This window comes from Bacillus sp. EB600, from assembly GCF_024494385.1.
In the GTDB taxonomy this organism is placed as follows: domain Bacteria; phylum Bacillota; class Bacilli; order Bacillales; family Cytobacillaceae; genus JAEVLT01.
Genome location: NZ_JAEVLT010000012.1, coordinates 105,253 through 122,333, shown reverse-complemented (window position 1 = coordinate 122,333; position 17,081 = coordinate 105,253). Strand labels below are relative to the sequence as shown.

Annotated in this window: 9 protein-coding genes and 2 pseudogenes; 8 read left to right on the top strand and 3 right to left on the bottom strand. The window is 34.5% G+C overall.

From position 1 onward, the window contains the following. Positions 1 to 43: 43 nt before the first annotated feature. Positions 44 to 274, top strand: a pseudogene (locus tag JN080_RS29460) (NUMOD4 domain-containing protein); the annotation flags it as partial. Positions 275 to 306: 32 nt separating this feature from the next. Here the strand turns inward: JN080_RS29460 and JN080_RS14560 are convergent. Then, a complete protein-coding gene (locus JN080_RS14560; RefSeq protein WP_256236732.1) occupies positions 307 to 1,005 on the bottom strand; it encodes a hypothetical protein in 699 nt (232 codons plus the stop codon). 1,086 nt (positions 1,006 to 2,091) lie between these two features. Here JN080_RS14560 and JN080_RS14555 point away from each other — a divergent pair. Next, a pseudogene (locus JN080_RS14555) lies at positions 2,092 to 3,818 on the top strand (phospho-sugar mutase). Positions 3,819 to 3,866: 48 nt separating this feature from the next. Here the strand turns inward: JN080_RS14555 and JN080_RS14550 are convergent. Then, a complete protein-coding gene (locus JN080_RS14550) occupies positions 3,867 to 4,811 on the bottom strand; it encodes a GDP-L-fucose synthase family protein (protein WP_256236731.1) in 945 nt (314 codons plus the stop codon). Between the two features lie 166 nt (positions 4,812 to 4,977). Here JN080_RS14550 and gmd point away from each other — a divergent pair, with 166 nt between their 5' ends. The 5 genes from gmd (at position 4,978) to JN080_RS14520 (ending at position 12,014) form a co-directional block, all read left to right on the top strand. Beyond that, a complete protein-coding gene (gene gmd / locus JN080_RS14545) occupies positions 4,978 to 6,066 on the top strand; it encodes a GDP-mannose 4,6-dehydratase (RefSeq protein WP_256236730.1) in 1,089 nt (362 codons plus the stop codon). 13 nt (positions 6,067 to 6,079) lie between these two features. Next, entirely contained in the window at positions 6,080 to 7,462 is a 1,383-nt protein-coding gene (locus tag JN080_RS14540; protein WP_256236729.1) for a sugar phosphate nucleotidyltransferase, read from the top strand. Positions 7,463 to 7,957: 495 nt separating this feature from the next. Continuing rightward, a complete protein-coding gene (locus JN080_RS29645) occupies positions 7,958 to 8,935 on the top strand; it encodes a DUF6492 family protein (protein ID WP_256236728.1) in 978 nt (325 codons plus the stop codon). 513 nt (positions 8,936 to 9,448) lie between these two features. Then, complete coding sequence (locus JN080_RS14530; RefSeq protein WP_256236727.1) at positions 9,449 to 10,348, top strand: alpha-1,2-fucosyltransferase; 900 nt, start codon at positions 9,449 to 9,451, stop codon at positions 10,346 to 10,348. 634 nt (positions 10,349 to 10,982) lie between these two features. After that, the gene (locus tag JN080_RS14520; RefSeq protein ID WP_256236726.1) at positions 10,983 to 12,014 is read left to right on the top strand and encodes a glycosyltransferase family 2 protein; all 1,032 of its coding nucleotides are present in this window, start codon (positions 10,983 to 10,985) and stop codon (positions 12,012 to 12,014) included. A gap of 1,431 nt (positions 12,015 to 13,445) precedes the next feature. Here the strand turns inward: JN080_RS14520 and JN080_RS14515 are convergent. Beyond that, positions 13,446 to 14,765, bottom strand: coding sequence for a UDP-glucose dehydrogenase family protein (locus JN080_RS14515; RefSeq protein ID WP_256236725.1), 1,320 nt, complete (start codon positions 14,763 to 14,765; stop codon positions 13,446 to 13,448). A 1,647-nt stretch (positions 14,766 to 16,412) separates the two neighbouring features. Here JN080_RS14515 and JN080_RS14510 point away from each other — a divergent pair. After that, positions 16,413 to 16,592, top strand: coding sequence for a hypothetical protein (locus JN080_RS14510; RefSeq protein WP_256236724.1), 180 nt, complete (start codon positions 16,413 to 16,415; stop codon positions 16,590 to 16,592). The last annotated feature ends 489 nt before the right edge of the window (positions 16,593 to 17,081 follow it).

Below are 17,081 nucleotides of genomic sequence, written 5' to 3'. Positions count from 1 at the left end.
TGGCTCAATAAGACGAGGAGAATATATTTAAGAGGAACGCAAAGCAATTGTAGGATATGAAAATCTTTATGAGATTACTCCCTCTGGTAAGATCTATTCCCTTAAACGAAACAGACCACTTGCAAGGTGTGGAGATGAATATGGTTTTCATATTGTGAAGCTCTCCAAGGATGGCAAAGCAACTAACCATAATGTTTTTGACCTATGGAAGCAAGCCTTCCCAGATTTAAGCGAAAGTGAATTTAAGGGAGCAAAGAAAGTCATTTATAAATAATAAAAACGAGCTAGCTTTTCTGAGGAGCTAGCTCAATAATTTGTTCCCCCGCTAATTCCAGCAACAACAGATACTAAGATGGCAATAATTATTCCAATCAACACATAAATTAAAGTAGCTAATGAAAAGTTTTTTCGTGGATTTGGTGCTCCAAAACCCCAAACTAATAAAAGAATTAAATTTACAAGAGGGATTCCGAGTAAAAAAATTGTCCAGAACCATTGTCCTACTGACAGTTGATTTTTTCCTTGTGCCACTGGATTTTCCTCCTCTTCTTGTTGTACCTCCTCCTCAAGTAATACCTTTTCTTCTGGTTTTCTATTGGCTCTGATTAAATAAATAAGACCTCCTATAAAAATTAACTTAGCTAAATTACTTTTCCAGCCATATCCCTTAATGAGAAAACTAAATAACATTTGAACAGCAAAGAGAGGAGTACTAGCAATGCTAAATATGCTGAAAATATCTCTAACAATATAGAAAGCACTACCAAAGGTAAATAGAAAAACAATAAGATTTATGATTGATTTTTTATTTACTAAAAACACCTTATTTTTATTAAGAAAATACACTCCTAAAATTATCAAAATTAGACCTAATAAAAACATAAAGCTAAATCCAGACCCGTAAGCAAAATTTGCAAAATCTACACCAGATATGAACACTCCAAGAAATAAAACAATGAGTAAAATTATTGAAGAAGGTTTATTTATTTTTTGCTTATTAAACAAGGTTTTTTTAACTCCTTCCTAAAAGAGCATTAAATTGTATTTTCTTTTGGAACTATTCAAAATTAAAGTTCCCATAGTTACCACTTTTAATGAAGGAGAATAAAAATAATGAGCGGGCTTCCTCAAAAGGTGTTGCTGAGAAGCTCTCTGTTGCATTTATCTTTTATGAGCTGACTTTGTAAATTGAAGCTCAACCTTGTGTCTGGAGAACTATGCTGGGAGGGTTAAAACTCCCACTGGCTCTCTTTACATACTAAAATTAATAGGGTAGAATAATACTAGTCGTATTACATACTTGAACACACAAGTTCCCTTGACACGTTGCTATGACAAGCTTCACCGTCTTTTTAGGGTAAGTTCACGACTCAAAATCGTGTTCCTTCTGGAGTGTCGGTTCGACCCCGACCACCGGTATCAAATTTTAGTATCGTTAATTACAGTAGAATTAAGTAGTATCTACGTTAATTTAACGTCCTTACAGTAAATTGTAGGGGCTTTCTTTATTTTATTCAAATTGGTAAGAAAGTGATTGGACAAGCTACTCATTTTTAGTCAAAGTTTTTTTATAAAGCTATAGGAAAATTCGTATCCAGACCACAATAACCGGACCTACAATTATTGTTTACAAATCGTGAAAATAGGTTAAAACAAAAAGTGTTCCTGCTAAGGTGGGGACGCTTTTTTCTTTGTCTTATTTACCGTCTACGAATAAGTTCAAATCTGACGCACCTATTAATACGCAGTGGAGGTCGAATAAATCTATGAGTAGGAGAAATAACGTGTAGGATCAACGGGAAATGATTTTTTTACTATTCAGAAGATACCAATCTATAGAATCTAGGTGGTGGAGATTGATTCGGGAGCAGAATGTTTAATAACTAAAAATGTACGAATTAACCACATAACTTGTCCCTGTCAAAATAAACACTTTTAGTATTTACTTTATTTTTAAACAGATCTATAGTTCAATTCTACGTTGTTATTGCTGCTAACGCCCACTACTTTTTTATACTCCTTAGATCTGTTCTCTCTTGTTATATACAAATCTATACTCAAAATGGAATTTCAAGAAAGGAGGAATTTGCTTTGAGTTGGTTAGAACATGCAGAAAAATGGATTTCCTTTAGAAACTTAGGTAAAGATTTAAAAGATCAATTGTCTGAAGTAAAAAAAAGATTTACTTGAAGACAGTTTTTATAAACACTTAGAATTTGGTACAGGTGGTATGCGAGGCGAGTTTGGGCCCGGCATAAACCGATTGAATAAATTTACAATTCGCAGAGCTGTGGAAGGTCTTGCACTGTACTGTATTTGGAGGAACAAGGTGATCATGCAAAACTAAATGGAGTTGTGATTGCCTACGATTCACGTCAAAAATCGCCGGAATTTGCTTTGGAAGTTGCAAAAACAGTATTAAAGTTTATTTATTTGATGGGCTTCGGCCAACGCCGATACTATCCTTTGCCGTTCGCAATTTACATGCATTTTCCGGAGTTGTGATTACTGCCAGTCATAATCCGCCGGAATACAATGGTTTTAAAGTATATGGTGAAGATGGAGGGGAGATTCCACCTGAAGCTGCAGGTTCTATCATCCAATATGGGAATTCCGTAGAAAATGAGTTAACAATTGAAGTAGCGGATGAACATGAACTTCTTACAAGTGGATTATTAACTTATATCGGTGAAGAGAGATCAAGCTTATATTGAACAATTAAAAAATCTTCAATTAAATCCTAAGATCGTTAAAAATGTAGCAAAAGACTTGAAAATAGTATACTCCCCATTACATGGTACGGGAAATAATCCTGTTCGTGCCGGGCTTGAGGCATTTGGCTTTGAAAACGTAGCGATTGTTAAAGAGCAGGAGGAGCATCCCGATCCGTACTTTTCTATCGTGAAATCACTAAACCCGGAAGACCACGCATCTTTTACGTTAGCGATCCAAAATGGAAAAAAATCAATGCGGATATATTAATGGCAACTGATCTCGATGCTGATCGTTTAGGTGTGGCTGTTAAAAACTGTGATGGTGAATACGTAGTTTTGACGGGAAATCAAATAAGCGCTTTAATGCTGGAGTATTTGTTATCTCAAAAACAGGCGAAAGGTGTTCTTCCTTCGAATGGTGCCGTCATTAAAACAATCGTTACTTCAGAAATTGGCAAAGCTATTGCAGAACACTACGGAATCACGACAATAGATACCTTAACGGGATTTAAATTTATTGGAGAAAAGATTAAGGAGTTTGAACAATTAAGCATGTTAACATTCCTTTTTTGGTTACGAAGAAGGTTATGGTTACCTAATCGGTGATTTTGTTCGTGACAAAGATGCTGTCCAAGCTGCCATTTTTGCCGCAGAGGTTGCTGCATTTTATAAATCTAAAGGTATGACGATGTATGAAGGGCTTTTATCAATTTTTAATAAATACGGTTTTTATCAGGAATCACTCCAATCTATTACTTTAAAAGGAAAAGATGGAGCGAAACAAATTGCCAATCTGATGGCGAGGTTTAGAAGTGAAAAACTAAACATAGTCGCAGGAATCAAAGTAACAGCAATTGAAGATTCCTTAACATCCATTCGAACTGGGGAAAACACTGTAACGATGATTAACTTGCCTCGTTCTGATGTGTTTTTAAATGCCATTTGGAGGATGGCTCCTGGTTTTGCCTTCGTCCTTCCGGAACGGAACCAAAAGTGAAATTTTATTTTGGAGTTAAAGGATCATCCATGGAAGATTGTCAAAAAAAGCTGTCTATTATGCAAAAAACGATTATGGATAGAGCGAAAGACCTGCTAGGAATGTAGGGCATTATTCTTTCAGATCAAAAAAAGGAGGGTATTAAAGATCGTGATTTACCCTCCTTTTATATTGCTTCGATACCATTCGATTGTCATATCCAATCCATCGGATAAACTGGTTTTGGCTTCAAAGCCAAGTATATTCTTTGCTCTAGTTATATCAAGACATCTTCTCGGTTGGCCATCTGGTTTCGTTTTATCCCAAATGATTTCGCTGGTAAAGTTAGTTTTTTCTGCTATTAATGATACTAAATCTTTAATAAATATTTCTTCTCCGGTTCCTATATTAATAGGTTCTGCCCCGTTATAAATTTCGGCAGCACGCACGATTGCTTCTGCTGCATCTTTTACATATAAAAATTCTCTTGTCACTTCTCCTGTTCCCCAAACAGTGATTGAATCTTGTTTATTCTCCTTTGCTTCCAAACATTTTCTAATTAACGCGGGAATGACATGTGAAGACTCCAAATCGAAGTTATCTCCGGGTCCATATAAATTAACCGGTAATAAATAAATAGAATTAAAACCATATTGTTGCCTGTATGATTGACCTTGTACTAATAAGATCTTTTTTGCCAGACCATATGGGGCATTGGTTTCCTCCGGATATCCTTCCCAAATGTCATCTTCCTTAAAGGGTACCTTCGTATATTTTGGATAGGAACAAATCGTTCCGCAGGTTATAAGTTTTTCAACATTGTAAATGCGGGAAGCTTCATACAAGTGAAGTCCCATGCTTAGGTTGTCATAAAGAAATGTTGCTGGATTTTTTTTGTTTGCACCAATTCCCCCAACAGAGGCTGCTAAATGAATAACAATATCTGGCTTATTTTTTCCAATATATTTAAAACAAGCTTCCTGATTTCTTAAGTCAACGAGCTTGCTTCTTGGAATGATAATATCCTTACAATCTTTTTTTTTCAGAAGTTCGACTACATGAGATCCAAGAAATCCAGCTCCTCCAGTAACCATAACTTTTTTTCCTTTGATAAAACTCATTACTTCACCCCTCGGATACTACCTCATAACTTATTTTATGCAGGTGAATAATTCAAAGTTTGTACCTTTTAATTAAAAATCACTAAGATGATAGCCCTCACTTTTATTAGTTTTTTTCATAAATTATTTCTATAGTATCGATTTTTAAAAGAAAAGGAGCAATCAAATGGGGAAAACTGCCTTAATAACCGGTGTGACTGGACAAGATGGTGCATATCTTGCTAAATATTTGCTGGAAAAGGGGTATACGGTACACGGACTTAAAAGGATGAGTTCTATAGATAACACACATCGAATTAAACCTTTACTGTTGAATGAACAATTTTTTCTTCATGAAGGGGATATGACTGATTCTTTAAGTCTATTCCGGTTAATATCTTCTATTCAGCCTTCTGAGATTTACAATCTTGCAGCAATGAGTCATGTACAGGTTAGTTTTGAATCCCCTGAGTTTACAGCTAATGTGGATGCGCTGGGAACGCTAAGAATATTAGAAGCAGTAAAAACTCTAAACCTGGAAAATAAAACAAGAATTTATCAAGCATCGAGTTCAGAATTATATGGCAAGGTGCAAGAGATTCCTCAATCAGAATCAACTCCTTTTTATCCAAGAAGTCCGTATGCAGTAGCTAAACTATACGCATACTGGATCACAGTTAATTATCGCGAAGCCTATAATTTATTTGCCTGCAACGGGATTCTATTTAACCATGAGAGCCCCTTAAGAGGAGAAAATTTTGTTACGAAAAAAATTACGAAAGGGGTGGCGAGGATTGCAACCGGATTGCAAGATGTATTACTTCTTGGAAATTTGAATGCAAAAAGGGATTGGGGACATGCCAGGGATTACGTTAAAGCAATTTGGCTGATTCTCCAGCAAGACGGACCGGATGATTATGTTATTGCCACAGGAATTACTACAGAAGTAAGAGAGTTTGTTAGATTAGCATTTTCCAAACTTGGTATTGAGATTTACTTTGAAGGTAATGGAGAAAATGAAAAAGGAGTAGTGAAAAATTGCAGTAATCCCTGTTATCAATTGGAGCAAGGGAAAATCGTTGTTTCGGTTGATCCCAAATTTAATCGACCTGCAGAAGTAGATTTATTAATTGGAAATCCAAACAAAGCGCAAATGAAGCTGGGATGGGCTCCATCCTACACGTTAGACATGTTAATAAAGGAAATGATACAAGAAGATGTAAAAGAGGCAGAGCGGATCAAGCTTTTAAAACAACATGGTTTTGAATATGATTAAGGGTAGGTGTATTATGAATATTGTTTTACTATCAGGCGGGTCTGGAAAGAGATTGTGGCCATTATCAAATAATACCCGCGCAAAACAATTCTTGAAATTACTAAAAAACGAAAATGAAGAAGAGTCAATGGTGCAGAGGATTTGGAGACAATTAAGCTCAAAAAATCTTGAAAAAAATTCCTATATTTCTACCTCAAAATCACAAGTCGATATTATTCGTAATCAACTTGGAGAACATGTTCCCCTTATTGTTGAACCAGAAAGAAAAGATACGTTCCCCGCAATTTTATTAGCCGTCACTTACTTACATTCCATACAAAAGGTATCTTCCAATGAAATTATATGTATTGTACCAGTTGACTCATACGTAAATGATGATTATTTTAAGACAATTCAGAGTTTGGAAACCATATTGTTACATTCAAATGCTAATCTGGCATTAATAGGTGCAAAACCAACTTATCCATCCGGAAAATATGGGTATATCATCCCTGAAAGTAAAGTAGTCTCAGCTTCTGCTTATTCCTATCAAACTGTTAAATACTTTAAAGAAAAACCTTCGGAGAAAGAAGCCGAGCACTTGATTTCACGAGAAAATGGCCTTTGGAATTGTGGAGTGTTCGCATTTAAAGTTGAATTTATCTTAAATTATTTACGAAAAAATGGGTTGCCGATCAATTTTGAAGAACTATTAAATCTTTACAGCACACTCCCAAAAATAAGTTTTGATTATCAAATTCTTGAAAAAACCAATAACATTGTTGTTGTCGAATACAATGGACCGTGGAAAGACTTAGGGACGTGGAACACTTTTACCGAAGAAATTGGACAGCCTATATTGGGAAATGCGATCATTTCCGACGAATGCAGGAATACCCATATTATTAATGATTTAGATATTCCCGTTGTCTCATTGGGAATGACAAATGTCGTTATAGCATGCAGTTACGATGGAATCTTAGTTGCTCAAAAAAACGAAAGCTCCAAATTAAAAAAGTATGTAGAAACGATTAATCGGCGGCCAATGTTTGAAGAAAGAAGATGGGGTTGGTATAAAGTTTTGGACTATAGCAAATATAATCAATATGATGTTCTGACAAAAAAATTAGTCATCAACAAAGGAGAAAATATAAGTTATCAATATCATCAATTTCGTGATGAAGTTTGGACAATTGTTTCTGGACAAGGTATCTTCGTATTAGACGGTAAAATAATTCCTGTTAAAACCAATGATCTACTCAAAATTCCTCAAGGTTCCAAACATAGTATTAAAGCGATTACTGAACTTGAAATAATTGAAGTACAGATGGGCAGTGTACTCGAAGAAGAAGATATTGTGCGTTTGTATATGGGCTGGGACGATATGGTACAAGCCATAAACAAAGAAGATCATTGAATTGAACAATCATCATGGTGTTGTTTCAATGTCCACCATTGGTAAGAATGGCCGATTTGGCAATTCGATATTGTAATACATTTTTCTGAAAAGTAAAGACATTTATGATGTAATAAATGACTTCGAAGAGTACAACCCTTGTACGATCCGATCCCATCCTCCATTAAAGATTACTTTCCGATTACTATATATTGTATCATAGCGATATTTTAGCTATATCCAATAGTACCTTTTCATCATTTACAGCAAGTTTATTAAACAGAAGTGGGGGAAATTTTACAGACCTTTAAACAGACAAAATATGTTCCCGTTTATTGAATATGATCCCAGGAATAGTTTCCCATCGTATTTGGAAGTTAGAGTTGCCTAAGAGAAGAGACAATGTGTAATGAAGATTTCTCGTCTTTCAGGTTTTAATAAATATTCCATGAGAATATAGATCAATGAAACTATTAAGTGTTCAATTTCATGAATATTGAAAAGAGGAATTTTTAAGTGGATAATAACAAAACATTTGATGTGATTATACCAGTAGCTAAAGAAGATTTGACCTTGGCGATCATCAATATACCATATATTATTAAAATGCTTTCACCTGAAAAAATTATTTTTATTGGTTCCAAGGAAATAGAAGATTCAATACCGTCTCGGTCTCCGTCTCGGTCTCGGTTTCAGTTTCGGTCTCGGTCTCGGTTTCAGTTTCGGTCTCGGTCTCGGTTTCGGTCTCGGCCTCCGTTTCGGTCTCCGTTCCAGTTTCTGTCTCGGTCTCGGCTTCCGTTTCGGTCTCGGTCTCCGTTTCGGTTTCTGTCTCGGCTTCAGCATAATGAAAAATTGGAATTTATGAATGAAGATGAAATTTATCATGGTATGACATTTAACACAATTCAATCGATCATGAATAATATTACAGGAACACCCTGGGGTAGCGGCTGGTACCTGCAACAATTTCTCAAAATGGCTTATGCGACAATATGTAAAAATGAACATTATGTTGTCTGGGATTCTGATACAATACCGCTAAATGTCATTTCATTTTTTGATGATCAGACCGATAAATATTTATTTACCATGAAGACTGAGTACCATAAACCTTATTTTGCCACTATTGAAAAACTTTTTAATGGTGAAGTAAAAAAATACAATAACCAGTCATTTATAGCAGAGCATATGATCATGGATACAAAAATAATGATTGAATTAATCAATAAAATCGAGAGTAATAAACAATTAAAAGGTAACTATTTTTATGAAAAAATTATGTATGCTATTAATCCGAAAGATATCCAGAGGTCTGGATTCAGTGAATATGAAACATATGGTAACTATGTTATGAAGTATTACTCTAATAAATATATCATGAGAAAATTAAAATCACTGAGAGAAGCAAGGCAGCATATTGGATTTTCACCAACTGATGATGACTTATTAAGGGCCTCAAAGGACTTTGACCTTATTTCATTTGAAAATTGGTAATGGATTTTCTTTATGTTTGATCAAATTTAAGTTGAAATTTGTGTTCAATCATTCTATTGATGAGGATTAGTGAGGCTTTCACAATATTTTTATAGAAATTTTAAAGGAAGTAAGGTTTGCAGAACTTGGGACTGCCCACTATACCTTTACCACCTCGAAAAAAATGAGTTTTGCTTTTTGATAAAATTCCTTAGCAATGTGTCAAAAAATTGAAAAGCATTTGTTTTTGCTGTAAACACATAAAGTTCATAACTTACTGGTAGGTCCCCGCATAGGTTTAACCACTGCCAACTGACAAGTAATCATCCTCTAAATTCCGATGAAAAGCCTGAAATAAGCATTCAAATTTGGTGATTTTGCTTGTTTGTTAATACATGTAATTTAAACTCTTCGGAATGTTTTGTTCGCTTCTTGATTTCAGCCTTCCTGGGTACATTAGGGTATAAGAATGATAATGTTACACAAGTTCATTTTGGGCTAATTAGAAAGATAATAATGAAATGTGGTGAGTTAATGGAAAGTAAACATGAACCTAGAATTTCAATGTCAACTCTTGGGAAGAATGGACGATTTGGAAATCAAATTCTTCAATATATATTTCTAAAAGTTTATGGAAAAAGATATGGAATTGAGATTGAAACGCCTGAATGGATAGGAAATGATTTATTCGAACTAAATGATCAACCCAATTTGACCTCAATGCCTGTTATTTATCAATCCATGTTTGAAGGTATTTTTAATACTTACTGGCGTGAATACTTTCAAAAAAGAAATATATCAATTAAATCGGAAATAATAGATGAAAACGTACTTTATTCAGATACTCCTCCCTATAAAAATGTCGATTTTTGGGGTTATTTTGGATTTCATTTTAGCCATTATCTTCCTTATAGAGAATATATTCAATCCTTGTTACAACCTTCTATTAGAGTTAGAAAATTCTTAGAAGAAGGAACGAATAAGCTTAAAAATCATGGGAAATCGATTGTGGGCATTCATATACGCAGGGGCGATCATTTGAATTATAAATATACTGAGGCGGAAAGGAGTTTTTATTGTGCTTCAACAAGTGTATATAAAAAATTATTAAAAGATATTTGGAGTTCCTTAGATGAGCCGGTTTTATTCATTGCAAGTGACAATATAGATGATGTTTTACCAGACTTTAAAGAATATAATCCAATAACGAGTGCTAAGTTATTTCATAATCTTCCACCGTTCCTTTCGGATTTTTATTCGGATTTTTATATTTTATGTCATAGTGACATTTTGGCTATTTCAAATAGTACTTTTTCTTTTTTGGCAAGTATATTGAATAAATCTGCTGTAAAATTCTATAGGCCAAATTTAAAATCTGAGATGTTAATTGAATTCGACCCATGGAAAAGTTCGCCATATCACAGTGAAACTTAATCTTTCGGAGGGTATCTTAAAAGTATAACTTTTGGGGCACCCTCTTTTTTGAGAATAAAAAATTAGAAAATTATTCTTTTTGGTATGCTTTAGTCACCACAACCAAGACACATGGTAGGAACGATTTTCTAGCACGACTGGACAATTAGTTCTACCTTTGGATCAAAAACAACGACAAGACGTCCATGAATAATAGCTTTTTACCAATCGGATACCATTCTTTTTATCTATCATCAAATTATTCAAATCTGAACAAAAATATTAACTCATAATGTAATTGTTATTACAAAAAGTACCGTTCCTGTTGGAACAAATGAACTTGTTCATTCCATTATTCAAGAAAATTTACTATTTGATTGGGTATTAGTACTGAATTTAATAGTTAATAAATGTAGGTTAATTCTGATGGATTAAGTATATAAACCTAAATTAGTGGTGCCCTTATAGCTCATTTTCTTTTAATAGGAGAAATATGCTTGAAAAAGTGATTTTAACAATTTCAGGTACATAGATTTATTTGGTTATCGAAGGAGGAATATCATTGTCTAATTTTTTGGATGAGCAACTTACACGGGCGTGTTCTCCTTTACATATACTGCATATGATAATAAATATGAACCAGGAGAGAGAGAGATTGGGAATTTTATATAGTGTTGTTATTCCGGTGCATAATCGGGCAGAACAATTAATGCTGACGTTAACCTCATTTGAGAAACAACAGAATGCAAAACCATTTGAAGTCATTGTGGTCGATGATGCATCAACGGATCGTACAGTAGATGTAATAAAGCAATATACCGATTATTCACCTTATCCTATAACATTAGTGTCCCTTGAAGAAAGAAGCGGGCCTGGAGTGGCGAGAAATGCAGGTATAAAGCAGGCAAAAGGAAAGTATATCATTTTTTGTGATGCGGATTTTTTGGTACTGCCCAATTTTATCAGGGCGCATCATAAACTTCACAGTATTCACAAAAAAGCTGTCGTTTCTGGAACTCCTTATTGTTATAAAGGTGTATATAGTCTTTATTTTCCGAATTTCTCAGAATGGGAATTTTCAAGAATGAAGCAATCGTTAGAAAGAACGGGGCTGTGGAATGATGCCCTTTATAATTCCTCGAGCATTGTACCTATTCTGACTCAGAAGGAAATAAGAGAGAACTTTGACAAAGTGTATAAAGCAGTCTCGCTGTTTGACGGAATTGACAGCAAGTTAAGGAAAGCACTCCAGGATGTAGAGACTGCCCCTTGGCTGTTATTTATTACACGGAATGTATCTGTAGAAAAATCAGCACTTACAGAGGCGGGGTATTTTGATGAGAGACTCATTAGAGGTTCGGGAGAAGATTGGGAACTTGGCTACCGATTATATCGTATGGGTTATAAATATGTCATCATCAACAAAGTGATTGGTTACCACCAAGAGCACCCCAATGATTTCAGACTGCCATTTAAACATATGGTTTCTTTCAGCAGTATTTTGGCTGAAAAGTATGGTAGAGATGAACCGGAAATATCCCTATTAAGCAATTGGTATTCCTCTGATGATTTATGGCCAAATATTCCACTGTATAAAACAGCATTGCGATTATATAGAGAAAATTATAAGGATAATGGCGGTCTGACCATTAACGAAATTCTAAATAGGGCTAAGGACAAAACATGATTTTCAATACTTGTTTAACCTTTCTGTCGATTCCTAGAGGGGCCGCCAATACTTTAAACAGGGGAATTTGGGAGGCTAAAGGAGAGCGGATTGCCATTCAGGATGTGGACGACATTAGTTATCACACAAGCATAGAGGACAGATTAGTGAGGTTTTCACAATATTTTTATAGAAATATTAAAGGAAAAAGTACAGACTCGCCTACAAGAAAGCTGTCAGCAAAATGCATTACTGAAGGAATGAATTAGCTTAAATATCACGGGAAGTCGATTGTGGGCATTCTTATACGCAGGGGTGATCATTTGAATTAAAAAAATACTGAGGCGGAAAGGAGTTTTAATTGTACTTCAATAAGTGTATATACAAAATTATTAAAAGATATTTGGAGTTCCTTAAATGAGCCGGTTTTATTCATTACAGGTGACAATATAGAAGAGGTTTTACCGGAATTTAAAGAATATAATCCAATAACGAGTGCTAAATAATTACAAAATCTTCCACCTTTCCTTTGGATTTTTATTCGGATTTTTCATAGTGACATTTTGGCTATTTCAAATAGTACTTTTTCTTTTTTGGCTAGTATATTGCATAAATCTGCTGTAAAATTCTATAGGCCAAATTTAAAAACTGAGATGTTAATTGAATTGGACCCATAAAAAAGCTCGCCATATCACAGTGAAACTTAATCTTTCGGAGGGTATCTTAAAAGTATAACTTTTGGGGCACCCTCTGTTTTGATAATAAAAAATTAGAAAATTGTTCTTTTTGGTATGCTTTAGTCATCACAACCAGGACACCTGGTAGGAACGATTTTCTTTTTAGCACAGTTCTACCTTTGGATCAAAAAGAATGACAAGAAGTCCATGAATAATAGCTTTTTACCAATTGGATACGATTCTTTCTATTTGTCACCAAATTATTCAGATTAACAAAAATATGGGCGTTCAATAGAACAAAAGGCTAAAATTTGGATTTTGTCATAAGTGTATAACTAACGTAACAATTTTTATGAAAACATTATGTATGCTATTGGTCCGAAAGACATCAGAGTACAGGGTTAGTGAATATGAAACATATGGTAACTATGTTATGAAGTATCACTCTAATAAGTATATCATGAGAAAATTAAGATCACCGAGAGAAGCAGATGATGACTTATTATAGGTTTCAAAAGACTTTGATATTATTTCATTTGAAAATTGGTATTGGAATACTTATTACTAAAAGAATTAGACTTAACGGGTTATAACCATTTTCATCTTTGAAGGTGGGGATGAGTAACAATCCCAATGCGGGTTTCTATGAAAATGATTTTGGAGGGAGTAAAATGTGAAGAAATTCAGCTTAAACTGACAGGTAGGGCATACCTAAAGTAAATAGCAGGAGAGGAGATTTATCTACTGGAGTTTTGTTATGCAATTTTTTAAAAGGCTAATTTGGGATATTGAAAATACTTGCTCTGCCAATGGAGTGGTACTCTATAGGATATTGTTTTACATTTTCTAATGCATAACAGTTACGACCATCAAAAATGACAGGCTTATTCATTAAATTTGCAAATTTATCTAATGGGAAATCAATGAATTCCTTCCAATCTGTTAAAATGAAAACAACATCGGCATCTTGGAGTACTTCCTCGATGTTTTTACCGTACTGGACACTTGGAGCCAATACTTTTTGTGCATTTTCAATCGCGATCGGATCATAAGCAAAAACGTCTGCACCATCATCAATTAATTGTTTTGAAATAGATATACAAGCCGATTCACGAACATCATCTGTATTTGGTTTAAATGATAGTCCTAATAATGCGCATTTCTTTCCTTTTAAACTTCCAAATCGTTCTTTTGTTTTTTCAAGAAGTAGCAGCTTTTGCTTTTTGTTTACCTCAATAACAGAGTTTAAGATTTTAAAAGAATAATTCACATTTTCCGCCAATCGAACCAGAGCGATGGAATCTTTAGGAAAACATGACCCACCATAGCCGATTCCAGCCTCTAAAAATCTAAGACCGATACGCGAGTCTTGTCCCATTCCATTAGCAACATCTTCCACATTGGCACCAATTCTTTCACAAATCACAGCTATTTCATTAATGAAGCTAATTTTCGTTGCTAAATAAGAATTTGATGCATACTTAATCATTTCAGCACTTCGAATATCTGTCGTGAATATTGGAACATTAAATGGCTGGTATATTTCTGCCATTACTTTAGCTGCATGATCTTTATTCGTTCCAATAACTGTTCGGTCATTATGGAATGTGTCGTAAATAGCAAATCCTTCACGCAAGAATTCTGGATTTGAAACAATATCAACCTGGACATTTTCTTTTAAATTTTCTTGAATAATGGAATGAACAAGTTCATTTGTTCCAACAGGAACGGTACTTTTTGTAACTACAATTACATCATGAGTTACATTCATGGCTATATCTTTTGCTGCCTGCTTAATATATTTTAAATTAGCTGAACCATCAATATCTTGGGGAGTGCCAACAGTGATGTAAATGACTTCAGCGTTTTTTAACCCTTCGGCATAATCTGCTGTAAAGTGAAGTCGTTCATTTTTGATGTTTTTGGTCATTAATTCCTCTAAACCTGGCTCATAAATAGGGGGAATTCCGGCTTTCATTTTTTTTACTTTATCTTTATCTACATCAATGCAAAACACAGAATGCCCAATCTCAGCCAGGCATACGCCAGTTACAAGGCCTACATATCCTGTACCTATGACAGCAAGATTTCGCAAATATTATCTCACCTTTCCTACAATTTGGTTTTTAATTCTTAAGATTTAATAATGACTGAATCAAAACACTAATCTATTGGAATTTTAGCAATTTAAATTACAAGTACTTACTTCTTACTTCTCATTACACTTCTAATGATTCCTGTTTTATATGCTATTCCAGCAGAAAGCTATTTGATTGGATATTCATATCAGTCTTTTTGAAATTATAGTGTGAATAACAGTGAAAATGGGGATACTTGTTCTAATCTTATCTAGAGAGAGTTTTAATAAATCAAAGGGTATTCTAATTCATTGGAGGAAAAACATAAAGTGATGGGATGGATGCCTACGATAAAATTAAATCATGGGATCAATGAATTGCAGGGCAACCGCCAGAAAAAAGAAGAAGTATATAAACTTTGACCCGTAAGATGGACATTTGAAAAAAGGTGCCTTCATATGGGTCACAAGATTATTAACCGTTTAAAAAAACATACCTTCAGTAAATAAGATGGTTATTTATTTTTAAGGAGTACATTAACTTTATCTATATATTGGTTTGGAACTTCACAATTTGATTTTAGTAATGTCCAAGTCTTTTCGTCAACTTCGCCGTGATAGTGGATAATATATGGATGCATATCATTATCGTAAGGATCATGAATAAATTGGGTTCCAAAATTCATTTCTTGGGGTAGAGGACTTACGTTGATACCAAGTTCTACAACAGCCAGAGAAAGGGCGACTTGGTCTGTGTACCATGTATGCTATGCGATATGTGCCCACTGAGTATTATGAGAATAATGGTCAAGAAGTAAATGACAATATTTACCCCAAGTTTTACGTAGTTTTTTTACAAGGTTCTTGGGGATTATGAGTACTCCAGTATTATAATGAATTCTATTTTCTTCTTTTGGTATGGTAAGACCAGATGAAGAATATATAAACTCCCATTCTGGAAGACTATATGGCATAAGGGGGTGAGGATAAGATTGGAGTTCTGTTGTAGAAATTAGGTTAGAAAAGTCCCTTACTATAGCGACATCACAATCTAATGCGATTAAGACATCATAGTCCTCTTGCACTTCTAACATTTGAATTTTGTTACAAGTTCGTTGTCTTAAATCGAAAGGTTGTACAATATTTACTTTTACACCCGAGCTTAATAAATCTTTTTCAACATTTTTATCTACTTGAATGTAACCATTGTCGCATTATTAAGCTGCCTCCAAATGCTTTCAAAGTCTCGAATAATGTTTTGACACGAAAATTATGCTTATACCAATGTTCCGCTACGGACGATATTTAGAAGCTGTTGTTTCAGTACAGTCACTCCTTTTAAATTCTGAAGCTCATTTGGTTGTCTACTATAGGATCTCAAATTATTGTATGAGGAAGCTCGTAAAGATGTTTAAACTTTTATATAGGTAAATTCATCATTCAAAAATCATTTTTATGTACCATTAAAAATATGCAAAAAATAGTTCAAGCATCTTGATTTTTTTGTCCATACGATTTAATCGTCCCTGCATATCATAATATAATATTAGGAAAAAAGTTAAAAAGGATGCGATACTATAAGTGAATTGATGTCCAAACTGGAAGCGAATTAGTCGAAGAGGATATTTTTCGGCTTTTCTGATCTGAAAACATTTAGAGGATTATGTGGATGATTTGGCCAATGGAATTAACCATTCCTATTTACAGGATGGACTGCTCCTAAAAGAGATGCTAAACGAAGGGATGAGAATCCTCATGTCCGTTAAAACAAAACCAGTCATCACAATGTCGCCCTCGGAAATAATGGTAGTTTTGGTAACCAAATATTTCAATATTCCTTTCTAAGAGTTTGCCAACCGCTTCAATTTAACTATTGAAACTCCACCATGGGTTGGACAATACCTATTTGGGCATAATCAACCATTGCCTGTCATAAAAGACCATAGGATAGGTACCCTACTTTATGGAAGGGTTTATAGTGGGAATCACTTTATCATCGCTTTAGTACATCATGGTGTTGTCTTGGCTTGGAATAATCCTAAATATAAATGCATGGAAGGACTATTAGGAGGAAACTTAATGTTTTAGTTCAACGTAGGAATTGTTGGGCTTGGGCATGTGGGTTTACCACTAAACCTGAGTATGGCAAAAGGGACTTAAGGTTAATTGTTTTTGTTATCAATGAAGAGATCATTGATGCAGTAAGCTATAAGACTATGTCTTTCCGTGCAAAGGGCTATGGTGACTTAATTCAGGAGGTAAATATTGATACAACTATTGACAAGTGTCGCCTTCGCGATGTGGAGAATATAATTAATACAGTTGGGCCCCCTC

Excerpts from the sequence above, each read along its gene's own strand:
- JN080_RS14550 (WP_256236731.1), bottom strand. The coding sequence starts at position 4,811 with ATGAGTTTTATCAAAGGAAAAAAAGTTATGGTTACTGGAGGAGCTGGA.
- gmd (WP_256236730.1), top strand. The coding sequence starts at position 4,978 with ATGGGGAAAACTGCCTTAATAACCGGTGTGACTGGACAAGATGGTGCA.
- JN080_RS14540 (WP_256236729.1), top strand. The coding sequence starts at position 6,080 with ATGAATATTGTTTTACTATCAGGCGGGTCTGGAAAGAGATTGTGGCCA.
- JN080_RS14530 (WP_256236727.1), top strand. The coding sequence starts at position 9,449 with ATGGAAAGTAAACATGAACCTAGAATTTCAATGTCAACTCTTGGGAAG.